Origin of the sequence: Williamsia sp. 1135 (assembly GCF_002095395.1) — a bacterium.
Taxonomy (GTDB): domain Bacteria; phylum Actinomycetota; class Actinomycetes; order Mycobacteriales; family Mycobacteriaceae; genus Williamsia.
The window spans coordinates 13,568-32,129 of record NZ_MJEI01000093.1 but is presented as its reverse complement, the minus strand read 5'-3'; the positions used below and the strand labels follow the sequence as shown (position 1 = coordinate 32,129).

Genomic DNA, 18,562 nt, shown 5'->3' with positions numbered 1-18,562 from the left:
GAGCCAGGGGCCACCGGCGCAGCCTTCTTCGCCACTCAGGTCGCAGCGCACGGCGTAATCTCGGGGCGGTGCCCGACCAAACGTCGTCGCCGGGTGAATGGAGTAGCAAGGGGTGAGCGTGCGTGGCCGAGACCGTTGATTGCCTGGTGGTCGGTGCCGGTGTGATCGGTCTGGCGGTGGCCAGAGAACTCGCTCGCGGTGGCCGGGAAGTCGTCATCGTCGATGCAGAAGGCGCGATCGGAACGCAGACGAGCTCGCGGAACTCAGAAGTGATCCATGCCGGAATCTATTACCCCACCGGGAGTGTGAAGGCCCGCCTGTGCGTGCGCGGGCGCGAGATGCTCTATGACTACTGCGCCGACCGCGGCGTCGAGCACCGCAGACTCGGCAAGCTCATCGTCGCCACCGGTCCGGAGCAGGTGTCGAGGCTCACCGCCATCAATGCACAGGCCGCCGCAAACGGTGTGCTCGACCTGCGCCGGGTCGGTGCAGTCGAACTCGCCGACCTCGAGCCGGAACTCGTTGCGGTGGAGGCTCTTCTGTCGCCTTCGACAGGAATTGTCGACAGCCACGGGCTGATGTCGGCTCTGCACCGCGACGCCGGTGACGCAGGGACCACCACTGTCCTTCGTACGCCGGTGACATCCGGCCGCATCGTCGACGGGCGGCCCGAGATCGACCTGGACGGAACGCCGGTCCGGTGCGACACCCTAATCAATTGCGCAGGCCTCGGCGCCTGGGGCGTAGCGCACGCGATCGACGGCTTTCCCGTCGAACGGATACCGAAACGCGCACTGGCCAAGGGGAATTACTACTCGCTCGCGCACGGTCGCGCGCCGTTTTCCCACCTCGTCTACCCGATACCCGCCGACGGTGGGCTAGGAGTGCACCTCACCCTCGACCTCGCGGGCCAGGCCCGGTTCGGGCCGGATGTCGAGTGGAGCGACGCAGTCGACTACACCGTCGACGCAGGCAGAGCAGATGCGTTCTATGCCGAGATCCGGAAGTATTGGCCACAGCTACCCGATGATGCGCTGAGCCCGGCTTACTCCGGCATCCGGCCCAAACTGGCCGGCCGGGGTGAACCCAATGCCGACTTCCTGATCCAGGGCCCATCCGAGCACGGCATCGACGGCCTTATCAATCTGTTCGGGTTCGAGTCTCCCGGGCTCACTTCGTGTCTCGCAATCGCCGAAGTCGTCGCCCTGCTTGCCTCCCGGAGCTGACCCCTGACTCGGATCAGGCCTCTTCGTCCGGATCGTCCGGGTTCTCGGGTTCGACAGGCGGAGGCTCTGCGGGGTCGCGCAGATTCGCGATGGCGGCATCGATCTTGACCAGCGCTTCCGCTTTCGGCGCGTAGTACAACTCGCCGGGCAGTAGTTCCAGCCACCGCACGGCCCAGCCGATCCGTCGGAAGTCGTCGTCGTCCCGATCGGGCGCGGCCGCGGCCGCGATCAGCTCGTCGTCCAGCACGAACACCGCATCGTCCAGGCGCTCCCGTGCGGCCCGCAGTTCGTCGTCATTGCGCAGGGACGGATTCTCGTAGACCAGACCCATCGCATAACGGATTCGGCGATGGAGCAGGGCTTCCGGTTCTGGCGACTTCTTCCACTCCGCCGGCGCACGACCCGGTTTACCCGGCACCAGATCGGACGAGTTGGCGAATCTACGCACCCTCTTGTTCGAGTCGTAGGCGAACCAGAGAAAGCCGAGCAGTGTCAGCACCGCGAACGCCACAGCGGCAACGACGATCAGCCAAGCCACACCGATCACCTCCTGTTCCAATCCGACGGGCGAAAGTTGTCAACACCCGCGAGGTTAGTTCACCCCAGACCGGGGTCCCGCGCCCAGCCCCGCTCGATGAAGAGGTCAGCGACTGTTCGGGGTTTGATGTCTACCTGAGCCTCACGGAAGCCCTGGCATTGTTCGCTCAGCCGGCGAAACAGTGCTGTTTGCGACATCAGGGACAACACCGGCCCTTCCGGCGGCGCGATCACACCCCACCGGGACACATAGAGCTCCGCTGAACCTCGTCCAGGCAGGTCACACTCGACGGTGATGCGCCGATAGTTGGGCTCGGTCACATCGATGGCCGCGAGTTGATCGCCGTTGAACATGTTGACGATGAAGGTGTTCCGGGTGCTGACGGTGGCGTACGGCGCAGCTGGGATGAACCCGGCGACGCTGCGGTGCGCGCTGTGCCCGACCGAGATACCGGGCGCGCTTCCCGAAAGGAACGGCACGGTGGCGTCGACGCCCACCGACGCCAATTTTCGGAGGACTACCGCGGCGCAGGCATTGGACCCGATCGCGAGCACCGCCGTGCGTCCGGCAAGGTCGGCAAGCCTGTGCCGACGAAGATCGGCGCTCAGATCGTCCACGTCGATTGCGGTCGAGAACCGGCCCTCGTGCAGCAACCCGAGACCGGGTACTGGCCGGCCGGGATACTCCTGCGGCCGAGCCGACAGATTGTCGTCGGTCACCGAGACGTCGTAGCTCATCACTGACCAGTGAAGCCCAGTCAGGCGATTGGTGCGTCGCAAACCGAGCGTGGCACGGTATACCAATGTCGATCTGGGAAGTGGTGGCGATCCTGTTCGCCGGTGTCGGTGCCGGGGCTATCAACGCCGTGGTCGGAAGCGGCACTCTGATCACCTTCCCGACCTTGGTCGCCTTTGGTTTCCCTCCCGTCACCGCCACCATGACCAACGCTATCGGTCTGGTGGCGGGCGGCGTGTCCGGCACGTGGGGCTACCGGCGCGAGCTGGCCGGGCAGTGGCCGCGGCTGAAGTGGCAGATCCCGGCGTCATTGGTCGGTGCGATCGTCGGTAGCTGGCTTCTGCTGCACCTCCCGGAAAAGGCTTTCGAGACGATCGTTCCGGTGCTGCTCGTCCTGGCGCTGTTGCTCGTCGTATTACAGACGCGGATTCAGCGATGGACGGCGAAGCGGATGGTCGCGTCACCTGACGACCCCAACGACACCTTCCTCGGACCGAAGCGGACCGGGCTGTTGACCGGCTCGACGTTCCTCGTCGGTATCTACGGCGGCTACTTCACCGCCGCCCAGGGGATCCTCCTGATGGGAGCCATGGGGGTGATCGTCAACGACAAGATCCAGCGCCTGAACGCCGCGAAGAACCTACTGTCGCTGATCGTCAACGTGGTTGCCGCTCTGGCCTACACGATCGTCGCATTCGACCGGATCAATTGGGCTGCGGCAGGTCTCATCGCCATCGGTTCCCTGGTGGGCGGCGTGGTCGGCGCCAAGTACGGCCGGAAACTCTCCCCCACCGCACTACGCGCGGTGATCGTGATCGTCGGCATCATCGGCCTCTGGCGCTTACTGGCTTGAGAACAGCCGAATCCGGCCCCACCATCTTTGAATGGTGAGGCCGGATTTTGTCGGAGGACGTGGCCGCGGTTGTTCTGGACTGCCGACGAGCGAGCGCAGCGATGCGAGGAGAAGGGAAGAACAACCGCCTGATGGCCACATCCGACAAAGCGAGCGGAGCGAGCAGAAGACTCAGTGCGAGCAGATAACTCAGTGTGAAACAGCCTTCTCCACGCCTACACCCGTCAGGCTGCGGACCTCCATCTCGGCCTGCTTGGCAGCGTTCTCCTTGCGGCGGCCGCCGACGTAGGTGCCGATGACCGCGAGGATGAAGCCTGCCGGGATCGAGACGATGCCCGGGTTCGACATCGGGAAGAAGTCGAAGTTGGCGTCGGGGAACATCGACGTCGGCTTGCCCGACACCGCAGGCGAGATCACGATCAGACCGATGCAGGTGATCAGACCGCCGTAGATGCTGAACAGCGCGCCGGTGGTGTTGAACCGCTTCCAGAACAGCGAGAACAGCAGCGTCGGCAGGTTGGCAGAGGCGGCGACGGCGAAGGCCAGTGCCACCAGGAAGGCGATGTTCTGCCCCATGGCCGCGATACCCAGCACGATCGACACCACGCCGATGACCACGACGGTGATCCGGGAGACCCGCACCTGCTGCTCTTCGGTCGCGTTACCGCGCTTGATGACGCTGGCGTAGATGTCGTGGGCGAACGATGCCGACGCGGTGATCGCCAGGCCTGCGACGACGGCGAGGATGGTCGCGAAGGCGACCGCCGAGATCACCGCCAGGAAGATCGTTCCGCCGAGTTCGAAGGCCAGCAATGGTGCTGCCGAGTTCTCCTTACCGGGTGCGGCGAGGATCTTGTCCGGGCCGACCGATTTCGCGGCGCCGTAGCCGAGAACCAGGGTGAACAGGTAGAACGCGCCGATGAGGGCGATGGCCCAGGTGACCGAGCGGCGAGCTTCCTTGGCGGTGGGGACCGTGTAGAAGCGCATCAGGACGTGGGGCAGACCCGCGGTTCCCAGAACCAGGGCGATACCGAGTGAGATGAAGTCGAGCTTCGACATGTCGCTGATGCCATATTTCGCACCAGGCGCGGCGATGTCGCGACCCGCGACCGCCTCGCTCGCCGAACCACTGACCGTGGCCTGGGCGTCGGCGATCAGCTGCGAAAAGTTGCCCTTCACCGCGAACAGCACCAAGACGAACATGATGCCGGCACCGGCGATGAGCAGCACGGCCTTGACCATCTGGACGTATGTCGTGCCCTTCATGCCACCGATGAGGACGTAGGCGATCATCAGCACGCCGACGACGGCGACGACAACGCCTTGACCGAACTTGCCGTCGATGTTGAGCAGCAGCGCGACAAGGCCACCGGCACCGGCCATCTGGGCCAGCAGGTAGAACAGCGAGACCGTGAGGGTCGACAGTGCGGCCGCCATGCGAACCGGACGCTCCTGAAGCCGGAAGCTCAGCACGTCGGCCATCGTGAATCTGCCGGTGTTGCGCAGCAATTCGGCGACGAGCAGCAATGCCACCAGCCAGGCGACCAGGAAGCCGACCGAGTAGAGGAAGCCGTCGTAGCCGTACACGGCGATGGCGCCGGCGATACCGAGGAACGATGCCGCCGAGAGATAGTCACCGGCGATCGCGAAACCGTTCTGCGGTCCGGAGAACTGTCCGCCACCGGTGTAGAAGTCGGAGGCCTTCTTGGTGGTCTTGCTGGCGCGGATCACGATCGTCATCGTGATGACGACGAACGCGACGAAGATCGCGATGTTGAGGGCGGGGTTGCCGACCGATGCGGCGTCCGCGGCGAGAGTGGTCATTTGAGCGGGCCTTCCAGCTCGTCACGAATGGCGGCCGCGCGGGGATCGAGATCACGGTTGGCGAACCGCACATAGACGGCGGTGATGATGAACGTGGACACGAATTGGCCGAGTCCGAAGATGATGCCGATGTTGATGTTGCCCCACACCTTGGTGGCCATGAACTCGTGCGCGTACGTGGCGACGAGGACGTACAGCATGTACCAGGCAAGAAAGAAGGCCGTCAGGGGAAAGACGAAGACGCGCAGCCGACGGCGCAGATCCTGGAACTCCGGACTGGCCTGCATGTCGATGAACGCCTGCGCGTCCGGGGCAGGTCGTTCGGGCGACGCCTCCGGGCTCAGGTCTGATGTGGTCACGGGAGACTCCTGGTGTGAAGGGATGTAGAACTCGTTCGAACATTAGTGAGGTCTGGGTCACAGCAGAATGGTGTGGCGACGCTCACACGGTGAGCTGTCGATCTATGCGGTGAACGGTCGGAAATCTGCGACGAACGGCACTCACTCCGTGTGTGGTCGCTCCCCCGGATTCAGGTTCGCCTCGCGGTCCTTGCCCAGGCCGAGGCCTTCCGGCGCGTGTAGTCGGGTCAACAACCGGCCGACGTCGGACGGGATCTGCGCCGCCGTGAACTTGCTGACCACCACCATCGTCGCGAAGGCCAACGGCACACTCACCGCGGCCGGATAGCCCGCCAGAGCCGCCGGCCAACCGCCGAGGAGACTGTCGGAGAAGCCGCCTACCGACGTCGCCAGCGCCGCTCCGCCCGCGACGACCCCGCCGACGATCAGCCCGGCCGCGGCGCCGGTCGCGGTCAGTCCCCGCCACCAGATCCCGAGGACCAGCAGCGGACACAGGGTGGAGGCAGCAACGGCGAACACCAGACCGACGGTGCGGGACAGATCGATGGAGGTGACCGCGACCGCCAGCAACAGCGGCACGATGCCCGCGAGCAGCGACGCGATCCTGAAGTCGCGGACACGTCCGCGCAGGACGTCGGTGCTCAGGACCCCGGCGACACTGACCAGCAGACCCGACGACGTGGCGAGGAAGGCGGCGATCGCACCGGCGGCCACCAGCGCCGCGAGCAACTGTCCACCGATACCGGACACCACGGTCCCCGGCAGGAGCAGCACCGCGGCGTCGGACGCACCGGTGATCAGTAGCTGCGGAACCCACAGCCGGGCAAAGGCACCGAGCAAGGTGGGGAAGAGATAGAAGACTGCCAGCAGGCCGACCACAGCCAGCGATGTCGCCCTGGCAGCCCGGCCGTCGGGGTTCGTATAGAACCGCACCAGCACGTGCGGCAGCCCCATCGTGCCGAGGAAGATCCCGATGATCAGCGAATACACCTGATACATGGGATGGTCGCCGCCGAAACCCCATCCGGGCGCGGCCCATTCGTCGTGGGTGGCGGGCGCGCCCGCGACCACGGGCACCGAGGAGCCCGCGGCCAGCTCCAGTGACGTTCCGCCGCTGATCTCGTGGTCGCCGGGGGCCAGGCGCACCGGCCCCCCGACCTCGACACCATCGATCTGTCCGACCGCCGTCACCACCATGTCGCCCGAGACCCGCACGACGACGTCCGTGGTGACGTCGACCGTGGTCTGCTCGGTCACCGTCGGGGGTGCATCCGAACCCAATTTCTGATCGTCGCCGTAGAAGTGGACGGCGAGCACCAGAGCGGGTACCGCGATCGCGGTCAGTTTGAGCCAGTACTGGAAGGCCTGGACAAAGGTGATCGATCGCATGCCGCCACCGATGACGTTCGCGATCACGATCACCCCGACCACCACCGCCCCGACCCACGCAGGCACCCCCAGGAGGATGTTGAGCGTCAGGCCCGCGCCTTGGAGCTGCGGGACGAGATAGAGGATGCAGATCAGCACCACCACCCCGGTGGCGAGTTTGCGAAGTCGCTTGGAGCCCAACCTGAACTCCGCGAAGTCGGGAACGGTGTAGGCACCGGATCGGCGTAGCGGTGCGGCGACGAACAGCAACAGTCCGACGTAGCCGGCGGTGAAGCCGATCGGATACCAGAGCGCATCGGCGCCGTACTTCGCGATGAGTCCGGCGACCCCGAGAAATGATGCCGCCGACAGGTACTCGCCCGAGATCGCGGCGGCATTCCAGTTCGACCCCACGCTGCGAGATGCCACCAGGAAGTCAGAGGTGGTGCGCGCCAGCCGAACCCCGTAGGTTCCGATCGCGACCGTTGCGACCGCCGCGGCGATCAGCGCGATCAATGTCGGCACGGGCACCGACTGGCCGGATATCGTCTGCATCTTCAGGGCGGTGTCAGTCGTCGACCAGGTCGGCGAACTCGTGTTCGTTGCGGTCCGCCAGCCGGTTGTAGAGCCAGCACACGGCCAGCAACATTGGGTAGACGCCCGCGCCGAGCACCAGCCACGGCAGTCTGACACCGAACACGGTCACGTCCGAGAGCTCGGGGAAGATGGCCGCGAGCAACGGGATCGCTCCCAGCACCAGCAGGGTCAGGCCGCCCAGCCGTAAGGCCAGTCCGAGCTGAGCTCGCATCAGACCGCGGATCAGGGCATCGCCGACCTCCGTGTGCTCTTGCACCTCTACCCGCGAGCGGACTTTCCGAGCCCCACGACGCTTGGCTAGCACCACGCGTTCGCGGGGCCGCGGGGCGCCGGCCGGGGAGGTCATCGACCCTGCTTGGAGCTTCGAACCAGACGGTCTTTGAGTTCGCGCGTATGCCGCCGACTGACCGGGAGTTCGACGGGGGCACCGTCCTGGCCGGGACCGAGACAGACCACGGTCCCCGATCCGACGGTGCGGATCCCGGTGACCAGTCGCAGCAACACCAGGTAGGAGCGGTGCACCCGGAGGAATCCCGCTTTCTCCCATCGGTTTTCGAGAGCCGAGATAGGTATTCGGACCAGGTGGGAGCCGGTCTCGGTGTGCAGTCTGGAGTAGTCGCCGTCTGCTTCGACCCACAACACCGCCGAGCGTTGGACGAGAGTGGTGGCACCACCCATCTCGACAGCGATCACCTCATCGGAATCGGGTTCCGCGGTGGGACCTGGCGGGGTGGCCGACACGTCACGCTGCTCACGCAGTTCGACCACCCTTCGCACTGATTCAGAGAGTCTCTGTGCTCGAAGTGGTTTGAGGAGATAGTCAACGGCTCCGAGGTCGAATGCCCGCACCGCGCGATCGTCGTGCGCGGTCACGAACACCACCGCGGGCGGGTTCGCGAACGCAGCAAGCACCCCGGCCAGTTCAAGACCGTCGAGGCCGGGCATGTTGATGTCGAGGAACACCGCGTCGATCGTGTCGGGCCGATCTTTGATCACCCGCAGGGCAGTCGTGGCGTCCGCGGCAGACACCACCTCACCGACAGCCTCTTCTTTCCCGAGAAGATAGGCCAACTCGTCGAGGGCGGGCGCCTCATCGTCGACAGCCAGCACCGTCAGCGGTCCGTGCCGGTTCGGCGGCGATGAGTTCTGCGTCACAACGCATCTATAGTGCCACGCCTAACCGGTCGAAGTGCGACGGCGTACTCGGCGCCGCCGCGCACGAGGGCGTGCAATAATTCCATCCTGTTAATGTTCATAATGATTGAATCGGAGTGTTCGCATGCGCCCCATCCCAGACCACCTCGCAGCGCACTACGTGAAGAGTGGTTCGTGGACCGATGACACCATCGGAGATCTGTTGACCAGGGGTTTGGCAGAGCACGGCGACACCGCCTTCGAGGTGCACTCGGCGACCCGGCCGTGGTCCGGAACCTTCGCCGAGGTGGAACGGACAGCGCGCCGATTGGCGGGCGGACTCCGGGCCAAGGGCGTCGGACCCGGCGACGTCATCGTCGCCCACCTCCCGAACTGCATGGAAGCAGCCGCGACGTTCTGGGCGACGTCGTTCCTCGGGGCCGTGATCGTCCCGGTGGTGCACTTCTACGGTCCGAAAGAAATGGAGCACATCGTCGCCACGACCCGCCCGAAGGCGGTCATCACGGCCCACGGTTTCGGGCGCATGCAGTACGAACCCGGCGCGTATTCCGAGGTGCCGATCGTCGGTGTCGTCGGACGCGATTTCGACGATCTCCTCGCCCCCGCACCCCTGACCGAGACGGCGTCGGTGGACCCCGGCGGTCCTGCTCTGATCGCCTTCACCTCCGGGACCACGACCGCAGCCAAGGGCGTGGTGCACAGCCATCGCACCCTGGGATTCGAGACGCGACAACTCGGTTCACGGCACTGCCGACAGCCATCCCCAGATCACCGGAGCGCCTGTCGGCCATTTCATCGGCATGGTCAGCGCACTGCTGCTGCCGGTGATGGGTGGTCATCCGGTCCATCTCATCGACATCTGGGATCCGGAGCGCGTGCTATCACTCATGGGGGACCGCGGATTGAAGGTCGGCGGAGGGGCACCGTACTTTGTGACGAGCCTGCTCGAACATCCCGGCTTCACCCCGCGGCATCTCGAGCTCATGCCGTACATCGGACTAGGCGGCGCCACGGTTCCTGTGACCTTCACTCGTCGGCTCACCGACCTCGGCATCGTTGCCTACCGGTCGTACGGCAGTACAGAACATCCGTCGATCACCAGCTCCTATCCGACCGACCCTGTCGACAAGCGCATCTCGACCGACGGCCGCGCCCTCGCAGGTGTCGAGATCGCGCTCGCCGACGATGGCGAGATCCTCTCCCGCGGACCAGATCTGTTCATCGGCTATACCGACGATCTGTTGACCGACAACGCTTTCGACAGCGAAGGCTGGTACCGCACCGGTGACATCGGGACGATCGACGATGATGGGTATCTCACCATCACCGACCGCAAGAGCGACATCATCATCCGCGGAGGAGAGAACATCAGCGCGCAAGAGGTCGAGGAAGCGCTACTCGGTATGCCCGGCGTGGTGGAGGCGGTGGCCGTGGCCGCTCCTGATCCACGGCTCGGCGAACACACCGCCGCGGTCGTCAGACTACGCGGTGGTGTCGCGGTACCTACGCTCGACGACGTGCAGACATATTTCGCGACAACAGGTTTGGCGAAACAGAAGTGGCCCGAGGAGATCCACGGTGTGCAGGAGTTCCCCCGCACACCCAGCGGCAAGATCCAGAAGGTCCTGGTTCGCAGATTCGTGGCCGACAACGCCGCTGTCTCACCACAGTGACGAGCGCGGTCACACCGCCACTCCCGGACGAAACTTCGGCACCCTCATGCTGACCTTGGTGCCGGCCCCGGGTGCCGTCTCCACCACCAACCCGTAGTCGTTCCCGAACGCCGCGCGCAGCCTGTCGTCGACGTTGGCCAGCCCTACGTGAGCACTCTCGCTGGCGCTGTGACCGCTCACGCCGGAGATGATGGCGTCGAGATCGCCGGATCGCAGCAGGTCGGGGTCCATCCCGATACCGTCGTCTTCGACGCTGATCACGCAATCGGTACCCTCGTCCGCAGCCACGATGGTCACCGTTCCACCGTCGGGCTTGCTTGAAATACCATGTCGCACCGCGTTTTCCACCAGCGGCTGCAAGGCCAGGAACGGCAACACCACGTTGAGCACCTCGGGCGCCACCTGGAGGCGGACCTCGAGCGAGCCGCCGAACCTCGCGCGTTCGAGCGTCAGGTAGCGATCGATGTTTCGCAATTCGTCGGCGAGCACCGTGTACTCCCCTGCCGCGCGGAACGAATAGCGGGTGAAGTCGGCGAACTCGAGGATCAGTTCACGGGCTTGTTCGGGATCGGTACGCACGAACGACGCGACGGTCCCGAGTGCGTTGTAGATGAAATGCGGGCTGATCTGCGCGCGGAGGGCGCGGACCTCGGCGCGATCGAGCCGGGCCCGCGACGCGTCCAGTTCGGCGAGCTCGATCTGATTGCTCGCATAGCGCGCGACCTCGGCGATCGCCGACAGCATTCCTGGCCCCGGTTGGGTGCGGGTGACCACGCCCATCACCCCCACCGATCCGGACTCACCCGGCAGGAGCGGCTGCACCACCAGCGCCCGGACGCCGGGTTCGTCGAGTTCGTCGGCCTTGATCAGGATCCGCCGGCCCTCCTCGGACGCGCGGACCGCAGCGTCGGCGAAGTGCGTGCTCAAGCGCTCGTGTGGACCGGTCCATGCGAGGACGACGCCGTTCGCGTCGGCAAGACCGAGGGCATCGGCGGCGGTGAGCCCACGCAGGTGGGGCGCGGCCTCGGCCGCGGAGTCCGCGTCCAATCCACGCCGTAGCGGACGGGCGGCCAGGGAGGCGGTGTGCAGCGTCGCATGGACTGCACGTTCGGCAGGCGTCGTCAGGGTCGGCCGAGTGCGGACTCGCAGGGCCAGGACTGCCCCCACCACGAGTAGGACCGCGAGCAGAGCAACGGTGAGCGCGAGCCCGGACATCAGTGGTCGCTCACCTCGGCATCAGACGGTGGTGGATCAGTGGTCGGCGACCGCGTATGCCGCACCGGCGGCCGCGGTGGTCACCGCGAACACTGCGGGCCAGGCACCGATCTTCTTGGCCAGCGGATGCGAAGCACCGAATGCGACGAGATAACCGCCGAGGAGCGACCCGGCGACGACCGGCCCCTTGGCCTTGAACCATTCGGTCGTGCACCAGGCGCCGGCGGCGGCGAGTACGACCCCGCCGAGTTCGCGTCGGCCGCTGTATCTGGCGGCGGCGAATCCGCCGATGAGTCCGGCGGCGACAACAGGTGCGGTGAAGGATTGGGTCACACGCCGACTCTACCGCCGAAGGTTGGTCAGGCGGGGGCGCTCCATTGCGGATCACGGCCGGACAATCCCAGCAACTTGTCGAGGTCAGTCGCGTCGGCCGGCGTCTCCACCCGCGGGCCGAAGGTCTTGCCCGGACCCTGGTAGTCGACGGTCAGCATGTTCGGCGCGAACTCCGCGGACACCGCGGCCGCCTCAGGGGCCGGGTCCCAGTCCTGACCGGTCGCCACCGCCAGGTCCCAGCCGTGAACGATGTACTCCCACAGGATCATCGACATCGCCATCTGCCCGGGCATCGGACTCTCGCCGAGGTATAGCGGTCGCTGGTCGGCGCCGGATCGCACCGCGGCGTCGAGCCGGTCCGCAGCGGAGCGGATCGCGGCAGCGGCGTCTGCAGCAGCCGGTGGCACCTCGGCGCCGGCGGCCTGGGCCCGTCCATCGGGATCGGAGAATCCGGAGGCGAACGTGGTCAGCCATCCGGCGATGTGATTGCGCAGCTGCTCGACATCGAGTTCGGTGCACGGGGTCGGGGCGCTCTCCTGGCCGCCGGAGTTCTCGACCACGACCGCGAGATCGGCCAATACCGGTCGGAGCAGGTCAACAGTTGTGGTTGTCATGACCTGAGTCTCGCAAGACACCGATGCCGTGGCTTGAAGAAATGCGACGAACTCACCGTCGCTCAACAATTTGTCAGTTGGTCAGGTGCTCACCATCGCCCAGGACCTGGGTTCCGATGACTGCGAGCAGATCGAGTCGCTCTCTCGCCTCGGTACCGGGCTGCGGAAAGTAGACGAGCAGGTGCTGATCTTCCTTCTGGGTGACCAGTGTTTCGCAGAGCAGCGCGATCTCGCCGACCTCAGGATGAATGAACCTCTTGAGTGCACTGGTCCAGGTGGCCACATGGTGTTCTGACCACAGTTCGACGAACTCGTCACTCGCCGATTGGAGGGCACCGACGAGTTCTGCCACGACGACGTCGCCGCCGCGTTTGGCCGACAGCGCCCGCAGGTCACTCACGTGCTTGCGACTCATTCGAGCCCAGTCCTCGGAATTGAACCGGGTCCGGGTCTCGGGATCGGTGAACCAGCGCCAGGTGTGGAACCGGTCGAACCCGGTCACCGTCGATTGATCGCCGACCATCAATACGTGCATCCGATTCTGGGCAAGCGTTTCGCCGAGGTCGGAGACCACGCAGGCGGGGATGTCGTCGAGTTTGTCGAGCAGATGCAGCAATCCTGGCCCGACGTGGGAGTCGCCCCCGATCCGCGGTGGCGGCGCGTGCCCGCTCAGCAGGTACAGGTGATCCCGTTCGTCGTCGGTGAGGCGCAGCGCACGGGCCATGGACGCGACGATCTGCGTCGAGGGATGTGGACCCCGAGACTGTTCGAGTCGGGTGTAGTAATCGGTGGACATGCCGGCCAGCGACGCGACCTCGTCGCGCCGCAGCCCTGGCGTGCGCCGGCGGACACCTTCGGGCAGTCCCACATCGCGCGGGACCAGGGCCGCGCGACGGCGGCGCAGGAAGTCGGCCAGTTCGGCGCGGTCCATTCGGGTGCTCACCCCGTCCACTGTGCACCGTTCCCTGCCCACCATCCAGGGACCGGCGATCCCCCGATGACCGGTCTCTGCCGCAGAGTCGACATCCGCTGCAGGCTCGGTGCATGAGCATTCAACAAGCAACACTCGGAAAAACAGGTCCCTCGGTCTCTCGCGTCGGATTGGGAGCGATGGGCATGTCCGGCTCGTACGGAGCCGCCGACGACAAAGAATCGATCGCAACCATCCACGCCGCCATCGACGCGGGAGTCACCCTCATCGACACCGGCGACTTCTACGGCATGGGTCACAATGAGCTCCTGATCGGGCGAGCGCTCCGTGACCGCAACCGCGACGACGTCCAACTCAGCGTCAAGTTCGGTGGGATGATCGCCCCCGGTGGCAACTGGGTCGGCTTCGACACCCGGCCGGCTGCGGTGAAGAACTTCCTCAACTACACCCTGACCAGACTCGGCGTCGACCACATCGACATCTATCGACCCGGCCGTCTCGACCCCACCGTTCCGATCGAGGACACCGTCGGAGCCATCGCCGAACTGGTCGACGCCGGTTACGTTCGACACATCGGACTCTCGGAGGTCGGCAGCGACACCATCCGCCGCGCCGCCGCGGTGCACCCGATCGCCGACCTACAGATCGAGTACTCGCTGATATCGCGAGGGATCGAGGACGAGATCCTCTCTGTCGCCCGCGAACTCGGCATAGGTATCACCGCCTACGGCGTTCTCTCCAGGGGCCTGCTGAGCAACGCCATCACCTCGGACACTCAGCTCGAGCCGACCGACTTCCGTTCGCACAGCCCGCGGTTCCAGGGTGAGAACTTGACCAGGAACCTGACCCTGGTCGAGGCGCTGGCCCGGATCGCGGCCCAGCGCGACGTCACCGTCGCGCAGTTGGCGATCGCATGGGTGCTGGCCCAGGGCGACGACATCGTGCCGCTGATCGGCACCCGCCGGGTGGCCCGACTCGAGGAATCGCTTCGCAGCGTGGACATCCGGCTCTCCCCGGACGAGTTGGCGACCATAGAGGCTGCGGTTCCGGCCGGTGCTGCGGCCGGTTCCCGGTATCCGGAAGAACACATGGCGGCGCTGGACAGCGAGCGCTGAGCACGGCCGATCACGCACCTCGATCGCACCCAGCAGGGCACGATGGGCTTCGTAGGGAGGCTGCTGGAACACGCGACGTTCGGCGGTGGCGGCGGGTCGGTGAACGGGGCAGAGGTCCTCCAGGAGATGTTCGAGAAGACCGTGGTCACGTACGCCGACGGCACCCCGAAGACCAAGCACGTGACGACGAACATGCTCATCGACATCGACGAGGAATCCGGGGGCGCAACAGCCCGTTCGTATTTCACGGTTCTTCAGGCGCTGCCGGACTTGCCCCTGCAGACCATCGTCGCCGGACGCTACGCCGACCGGTTCGATTACGTGGATGGGCACTGGAGGTTCGCCGACCGACAGGTCACCATCGACCTTTTCGGTGATGTCAGTCGGCACCTGCGCCACACCCCGCGATGACCGGTCGCCGACTGCACGTCGTGCGATCACCGGACCTCCCTACATTTTCGGTTCCGAAGTGACTGTCTTGGTCCTACTCTCGTTTCCGACGGCCGACCGATGCGGCCCGGAACAGCAGGGATGGATCATGCGACGAGCAGTGGCGACAGTCTTCTGTGCGGCGGCGCTGGGTACGACGGTGTTGGCCGGCTGCTCCGACGACGGTGCCGGCTCGTCGGACGAAAGCAGGTCCACGACGACTTCGTCAGCGCAGGCTCCGATTTCGACGACCGAAGCCGTGTCGACCACCACCCCGTCGACCACATCGGCCACGGATCTGCGCGACGACTGCGCCGGCCTGACAGATGACGACCTCGGCTCGATATTCTCCATCGACTTCGAACTGCCGACGGAGTCCAGCGGCGGAGTCAGCACCATCGACGACTTCAACTACAAGACCGTCGGGTGCAGTTTCGAATCCACCGACGGGGAGGTGGAAGTCGACCTGAACCTGTCGTTCGCAGAACAATTCGATGACGGGATGGTCCACTGCGTCGAACCCTCCGACCATCTGTACCCGGTCATTCCGGTCGACGGTCTGGGGGAATCGGCCTGGTGGCAAGCCCAGGACTTCGAGAACTCGACCGATGCCGAGGGACAGCTGACCATCTGCGTCGACGAGGCCCTGATCGCCATCGAGATCGAGGGCCCCACGACCTTGCAGGGTCCGATGCAACAGCAGGCCACCGACATCGCGCGGTTGGTCGTCACCTGAACATATGAACTTGCGGCACAGGTGAAACCTTTCGGCCGCCACATCAGAGAATCAAGCAGAAGGCCGTGCCGCTGGGTGGGTCGCCAAAACCTGTGAGGTCTCGCATGAGCTATCCGTACGGCACGTATCCGACGCAGCCGATCCCGCCGACTCCGAAGAGCAACCGGACCATCGTCCTCGTCCTCGCGGTGGTCGCCGCCCTGTTGCTCAGCGTCCTGGGCGTCGCCTCGGTGATGATGTTCACCGGGGCGGGCAAGACCCAGGCAACCCCGGCCCCCGAACTGGTACTCGAATCGGCGAGCAGTGTCAGCGATGCGCCGTTTTCACCGACAGTGGCGCTGACGAACCGCCCGCTCGATCCAGCCGTGCGCAACGTCGTCGCCAGAGGCAGTGCCACGCCGCTCGGGCAGGTCGTCGATGGCACCGCACCCGGGCTGTACGCGAGTTCGAACGAACCGCCTTGTGACACCGCGGCTCTGGCGAATCATCTGCTGAGCAATCCCGCGACGGCCAGAGTGTGGGCGGGTGTCTTCGGGATCACCGTCGACCAGATCCCCTACTACCTGGACACCCTAACGCCCGTGGTGCTCGGCAACGACACCCGCGTCACCAACCACACCTACTCTTCGCGCGGCGCCAACCCTTTTCAGTCGGTGCTGCAGGCCGGCACCCCCGTGCTCATCGACGCCTACGGCGTTCCACGAGTGCAGTGTTCGTGCGGCAATCCGCTCGCGCCACCGGCAAGCACCCCGCTGGCGGGTTACCGAACCGTGAACGCCCCCTGGCCCGGATACGCCACCCGCGACGTGGTGTCCGTGAACTACCACAACCACCACACCACCGTCATCAACAACACCACCACTGTGGTGGCCGGCCCGGAAACTGTTGCCCCGCCGCAATTGACGCTCATCGACCTCAACACCCTCGTACCATTCCTGCGCACCGCAGGCGGCATCCTCGACACCACCGGGCTCCCGCCGATGGCAGGCACGCTTCCCACGCCGGCGCAGTTGAACGTCCCGTTCACCACCGACGACCCGGTCCTGCAGGACGCAAATGGCGTGCAAGCAGACGGTCAGCCGGCCGAGAACGTCCTGCGCCAGGCGCAGGAGTCCACCAGCACGACGGAATCGTCGGCGACCGACACCGCGGCGGGACCGTCAGAGTCCACCTCGCAGGCAACTGCCGGAACCACGGTCGAATCTCCCGCGGTGGTACCGCCCGCTCCAGGCGCCTCCAGCTCAGCTGCCGCACCGGCACCCGAAGCTCCGGTCAGCGCGCCCCCTGCAGCGCCCGCGCCGTCACCCACCCAGTTCGTGGGCAGTGGCGATGTGATCTCGAGCCTGTCGTTCAGCGGCGCCGGTGCCGCAGTGACCTGCACGGCAGATGACCTCAGCGCTTCGCCGGTGGTATTGAGCTGCACGGACGGACTGACCCGCACCGTGTTGTCGTCGAACCTGCAGACCTCGGCGGTCGCCTCTGCGACGGACTCGGCGGGTGTCTGGACGGTATCGCTGATCGGGGCGAGCGGACCGCAGTCGGTCGCGGTGACCTCTGCGATGTGGGTGACGACGCCGACCACCACGGTGGCACCGCCGCCGACGGCCCAAACGTCCACCGCGGGGCCCGAGCCCACGGTCACCGCAGAACCGGCGCCGACCGAAACCACCACCACGACAACCACATCGTCGCCCGCCGCAGGATGACGCGGGTCAGCGGTTGCGGCGCCAGATCTCGGTCGACAGTGCCGTCGCGAACGCACACCATCCGGCATAGGGCGCCAGCGCCGCCGCGGCAGGCGGCGACGCCGGCGCGGCTCGGCGGACCAGGTCCGCACCACTGACGGTCAGTGCGGCGGCGGTGATCACGGCGGCTCCGGTGCGGTGCGCTCGAAAGAACACCCACGTCCACGCGCCGTTGAGAACGAGATTGACGGCTAGTGCGCGCTCGAATGCCGCTGCGTCGATATGCCGCATCTCGTCGTTCAGGGTGTCGATCGTGACGGCCGAGCTGATCGCGATGTCGGCATAGAGCGCCGTCCACACGATGGGGAACGCGACTGCGGGCGGCTGGAAAGGCGGTTTCGACAACCTCCGGTACCAGCGCGAGTCCGCATCCTGAGAGGCGAGAGCGCCGACAGCTGCCGCCGTGGCCGTACCGATACCGGTTTTGATGATGGACCGCATCGGGTCTCCTGTCGTCGACTCCTCTGGGCCCTCAAACTACGCCGACCTCCGGTCGGCCGAATGACCTTTGCGGGCAGGACACGGAAGCCATTCGGCTAACAGGCCGGCGGACGCTGCGATAGGTAGGTAAAGGTTCGTCGTCATCCAATCGAGGAGTGAAGATGAAGTTCTCACGACAGCTCAGTGCGCTGGCAGCAGGCCTGCTGGCGGCCGGCGCATTCACCGTGGCCGGAGCACCCGCGGCGTCAGCGGCGCCCGTCGGTCCGACCCTCACCGCGGCGCCGGTGTCGGTATTCCAGATACCCGCCATCGGTGTCAAAGTCAGCGGGCTGGTGATACCTGGCCCGCACTTGGCCTCGGTGAATGCCGCGTCGGCGGCACCGGGTGAGACGACTTTTTCCACGCCTGCGAGCCCTGAGACATGCGCGACCACAGCCGGGGGTTCGCTGGTCCGAATCAATTACGTCAATGTTCGCACCGGCGACCGCGGCACCAGCGTCGTGAAACCGTGCCCATACTTTCTCAACTCGGCACCGACCCATCAGACCGTGCACACCGGTTCTGGCCCCGTTGTTTTCACCGTGTCGATCACCGGTTCGTGGGCATACCCCAACGCCGGGCAGCCATCACTTCCCGGCGGCGGCGGATTCGTCGCACCCTGACCCCGGTCTGCGT

Annotated in this window: 19 protein-coding genes and 1 pseudogene; 8 read left to right on the top strand and 12 right to left on the bottom strand. The window is 65.8% G+C overall.

Going from position 1 to position 18,562, the window contains the following annotated elements; all coding sequences use genetic code 11:
* The first annotated feature begins 122 nt into the window (after positions 1–122).
* Positions 123–1,226, top strand: a complete 1,104-nt coding sequence (locus BFL43_RS13800; RefSeq protein WP_084893106.1) for an NAD(P)/FAD-dependent oxidoreductase — start codon at positions 123–125, stop codon at positions 1,224–1,226.
* 13 nt (positions 1,227–1,239) lie between these two features.
* On the opposite strand, the gene BFL43_RS13795 is transcribed toward BFL43_RS13800, so the two are convergent.
* On the bottom strand, positions 1,240–1,764 hold the full coding sequence (locus BFL43_RS13795; protein WP_084893152.1) for a hypothetical protein: 525 nt from the start codon (positions 1,762–1,764) through the stop codon (positions 1,240–1,242).
* Between the two features lie 59 nt (positions 1,765–1,823).
* Positions 1,824–2,501, bottom strand: a complete 678-nt coding sequence (locus BFL43_RS13790) for a hypothetical protein (protein WP_084893105.1) — start codon at positions 2,499–2,501, stop codon at positions 1,824–1,826.
* A gap of 65 nt (positions 2,502–2,566) precedes the next feature.
* Here BFL43_RS13790 and BFL43_RS13785 point away from each other — a divergent pair, with 65 nt between their 5' ends.
* Positions 2,567–3,352: a sulfite exporter TauE/SafE family protein gene (locus BFL43_RS13785; RefSeq protein WP_084893104.1), complete on the top strand. Its 786-nt coding sequence runs from the start codon at positions 2,567–2,569 to the stop codon at positions 3,350–3,352.
* 189 nt (positions 3,353–3,541) lie between these two features.
* Here BFL43_RS13785 and BFL43_RS13780 read toward each other — a convergent pair whose 3' ends face one another.
* From BFL43_RS13780 to BFL43_RS13760, 5 genes are all read right to left on the bottom strand, one after another.
* The gene (locus tag BFL43_RS13780) at positions 3,542–5,176 is read right to left on the bottom strand and encodes a cation acetate symporter (RefSeq protein WP_084893103.1); all 1,635 of its coding nucleotides are present in this window, start codon (positions 5,174–5,176) and stop codon (positions 3,542–3,544) included.
* A complete protein-coding gene (locus BFL43_RS13775; RefSeq protein ID WP_084839559.1) occupies positions 5,173–5,535 on the bottom strand; it encodes a DUF485 domain-containing protein in 363 nt (120 codons plus the stop codon). The genes BFL43_RS13780 and BFL43_RS13775 overlap by 4 nt, the downstream gene beginning before the upstream one ends.
* Before the next feature lie 141 nt (positions 5,536–5,676).
* A complete protein-coding gene (locus tag BFL43_RS13770; RefSeq protein ID WP_084893102.1) occupies positions 5,677–7,458 on the bottom strand; it encodes a cation acetate symporter in 1,782 nt (593 codons plus the stop codon).
* Positions 7,459–7,471: 13 nt separating this feature from the next.
* Positions 7,472–7,846, bottom strand: coding sequence for a hypothetical protein (locus BFL43_RS13765; RefSeq protein ID WP_084893101.1), 375 nt, complete (start codon positions 7,844–7,846; stop codon positions 7,472–7,474).
* The gene (locus BFL43_RS13760) at positions 7,843–8,655 is read right to left on the bottom strand and encodes a LytTR family DNA-binding domain-containing protein (RefSeq protein WP_084893100.1); all 813 of its coding nucleotides are present in this window, start codon (positions 8,653–8,655) and stop codon (positions 7,843–7,845) included. The genes BFL43_RS13765 and BFL43_RS13760 overlap by 4 nt, the downstream gene beginning before the upstream one ends.
* 124 nt (positions 8,656–8,779) lie before the next feature.
* On the opposite strand from BFL43_RS13760, the pseudogene BFL43_RS13755 reads away from it, so the two are divergent.
* Positions 8,780–10,328 (top strand): annotated as a pseudogene (locus BFL43_RS13755) (AMP-binding protein).
* Positions 10,329–10,337: 9 nt separating this feature from the next.
* Here BFL43_RS13755 and BFL43_RS13750 read toward each other — a convergent pair.
* The 4 genes from BFL43_RS13750 to BFL43_RS13735 all read right to left on the bottom strand — a co-directional run bounded on the left by BFL43_RS13750 (position 10,338) and on the right by BFL43_RS13735 (position 13,421).
* Positions 10,338–11,543, bottom strand: coding sequence for a histidine kinase (locus tag BFL43_RS13750; protein ID WP_084893099.1), 1,206 nt, complete (start codon positions 11,541–11,543; stop codon positions 10,338–10,340).
* Between the two features lie 36 nt (positions 11,544–11,579).
* Positions 11,580–11,876 carry a hypothetical protein gene (locus BFL43_RS13745; RefSeq protein ID WP_084893098.1) on the bottom strand — a complete coding sequence of 99 codons (297 nt, stop codon included), beginning with the start codon at positions 11,874–11,876 and terminating at the stop codon, positions 11,580–11,582.
* A 26-nt stretch (positions 11,877–11,902) separates the two neighbouring features.
* Positions 11,903–12,490 (bottom strand): TIGR03086 family metal-binding protein, encoded by a 588-nt coding sequence (locus BFL43_RS13740; protein ID WP_084893097.1) that lies wholly within the window; start codon positions 12,488–12,490, stop codon positions 11,903–11,905.
* Between the two features lie 73 nt (positions 12,491–12,563).
* A complete protein-coding gene (locus BFL43_RS13735; protein WP_084893151.1) occupies positions 12,564–13,421 on the bottom strand; it encodes a helix-turn-helix transcriptional regulator in 858 nt (285 codons plus the stop codon).
* Between the two features lie 113 nt (positions 13,422–13,534).
* On the opposite strand from BFL43_RS13735, the gene BFL43_RS13730 reads away from it, so the two are divergent.
* From BFL43_RS13730 to BFL43_RS13715, 4 genes are all read left to right on the top strand, one after another.
* Entirely contained in the window at positions 13,535–14,536 is a 1,002-nt protein-coding gene (locus BFL43_RS13730) for an aldo/keto reductase (protein ID WP_084893096.1), read from the top strand.
* Between the two features lie 42 nt (positions 14,537–14,578).
* Entirely contained in the window at positions 14,579–14,947 is a 369-nt protein-coding gene (locus BFL43_RS13725; RefSeq protein ID WP_084893095.1) for a nuclear transport factor 2 family protein, read from the top strand.
* A gap of 127 nt (positions 14,948–15,074) precedes the next feature.
* The gene (locus BFL43_RS13720; protein ID WP_143695308.1) at positions 15,075–15,701 is read left to right on the top strand and encodes a hypothetical protein; all 627 of its coding nucleotides are present in this window, start codon (positions 15,075–15,077) and stop codon (positions 15,699–15,701) included.
* 104 nt (positions 15,702–15,805) lie between these two features.
* Positions 15,806–17,407: a DUF6777 domain-containing protein gene (locus tag BFL43_RS13715; RefSeq protein ID WP_084893093.1), complete on the top strand. Its 1,602-nt coding sequence runs from the start codon at positions 15,806–15,808 to the stop codon at positions 17,405–17,407.
* 6 nt (positions 17,408–17,413) lie between these two features.
* Here the strand turns inward: BFL43_RS13715 and BFL43_RS13710 are convergent, their stop codons facing one another.
* Positions 17,414–17,887, bottom strand: a complete 474-nt coding sequence (locus BFL43_RS13710) for a TspO/MBR family protein (protein ID WP_084893092.1) — start codon at positions 17,885–17,887, stop codon at positions 17,414–17,416.
* A gap of 161 nt (positions 17,888–18,048) precedes the next feature.
* Here BFL43_RS13710 and BFL43_RS13705 point away from each other — a divergent pair, with 161 nt between their 5' ends.
* Entirely contained in the window at positions 18,049–18,549 is a 501-nt protein-coding gene (locus BFL43_RS13705; protein WP_084893150.1) for a hypothetical protein, read from the top strand.
* Positions 18,550–18,562: the final 13 nt, after the last annotated feature.

Excerpts from the sequence above, each read along its gene's own strand:
- BFL43_RS13740 (WP_084893097.1), bottom strand. The coding sequence starts at position 12,490 with ATGACAACCACAACTGTTGACCTGCTCCGACCGGTATTGGCCGATCTC.
- BFL43_RS13710 (WP_084893092.1), bottom strand. The coding sequence starts at position 17,887 with ATGCGGTCCATCATCAAAACCGGTATCGGTACGGCCACGGCGGCAGCT.
- BFL43_RS13780 (WP_084893103.1), bottom strand. The coding sequence starts at position 5,176 with ATGACCACTCTCGCCGCGGACGCCGCATCGGTCGGCAACCCCGCCCTC.
- BFL43_RS13705 (WP_084893150.1), top strand. The coding sequence starts at position 18,049 with ATGAAGTTCTCACGACAGCTCAGTGCGCTGGCAGCAGGCCTGCTGGCG.
- BFL43_RS13735 (WP_084893151.1), bottom strand. The coding sequence starts at position 13,421 with ATGGACCGCGCCGAACTGGCCGACTTCCTGCGCCGCCGTCGCGCGGCC.
- BFL43_RS13790 (WP_084893105.1), bottom strand. The coding sequence starts at position 2,501 with ATGAGCTACGACGTCTCGGTGACCGACGACAATCTGTCGGCTCGGCCG.
- BFL43_RS13750 (WP_084893099.1), bottom strand. The coding sequence starts at position 11,543 with ATGTCCGGGCTCGCGCTCACCGTTGCTCTGCTCGCGGTCCTACTCGTG.
- BFL43_RS13720 (WP_143695308.1), top strand. The coding sequence starts at position 15,075 with ATGCGACGAGCAGTGGCGACAGTCTTCTGTGCGGCGGCGCTGGGTACG.
- BFL43_RS13730 (WP_084893096.1), top strand. The coding sequence starts at position 13,535 with ATGAGCATTCAACAAGCAACACTCGGAAAAACAGGTCCCTCGGTCTCT.
- BFL43_RS13770 (WP_084893102.1), bottom strand. The coding sequence starts at position 7,458 with ATGCAGACGATATCCGGCCAGTCGGTGCCCGTGCCGACATTGATCGCG.
- BFL43_RS13715 (WP_084893093.1), top strand. The coding sequence starts at position 15,806 with ATGAGCTATCCGTACGGCACGTATCCGACGCAGCCGATCCCGCCGACT.
- BFL43_RS13725 (WP_084893095.1), top strand. The coding sequence starts at position 14,579 with ATGGGCTTCGTAGGGAGGCTGCTGGAACACGCGACGTTCGGCGGTGGC.
- BFL43_RS13785 (WP_084893104.1), top strand. The coding sequence starts at position 2,567 with ATGTCGATCTGGGAAGTGGTGGCGATCCTGTTCGCCGGTGTCGGTGCC.
- BFL43_RS13765 (WP_084893101.1), bottom strand. The coding sequence starts at position 7,846 with ATGACCTCCCCGGCCGGCGCCCCGCGGCCCCGCGAACGCGTGGTGCTA.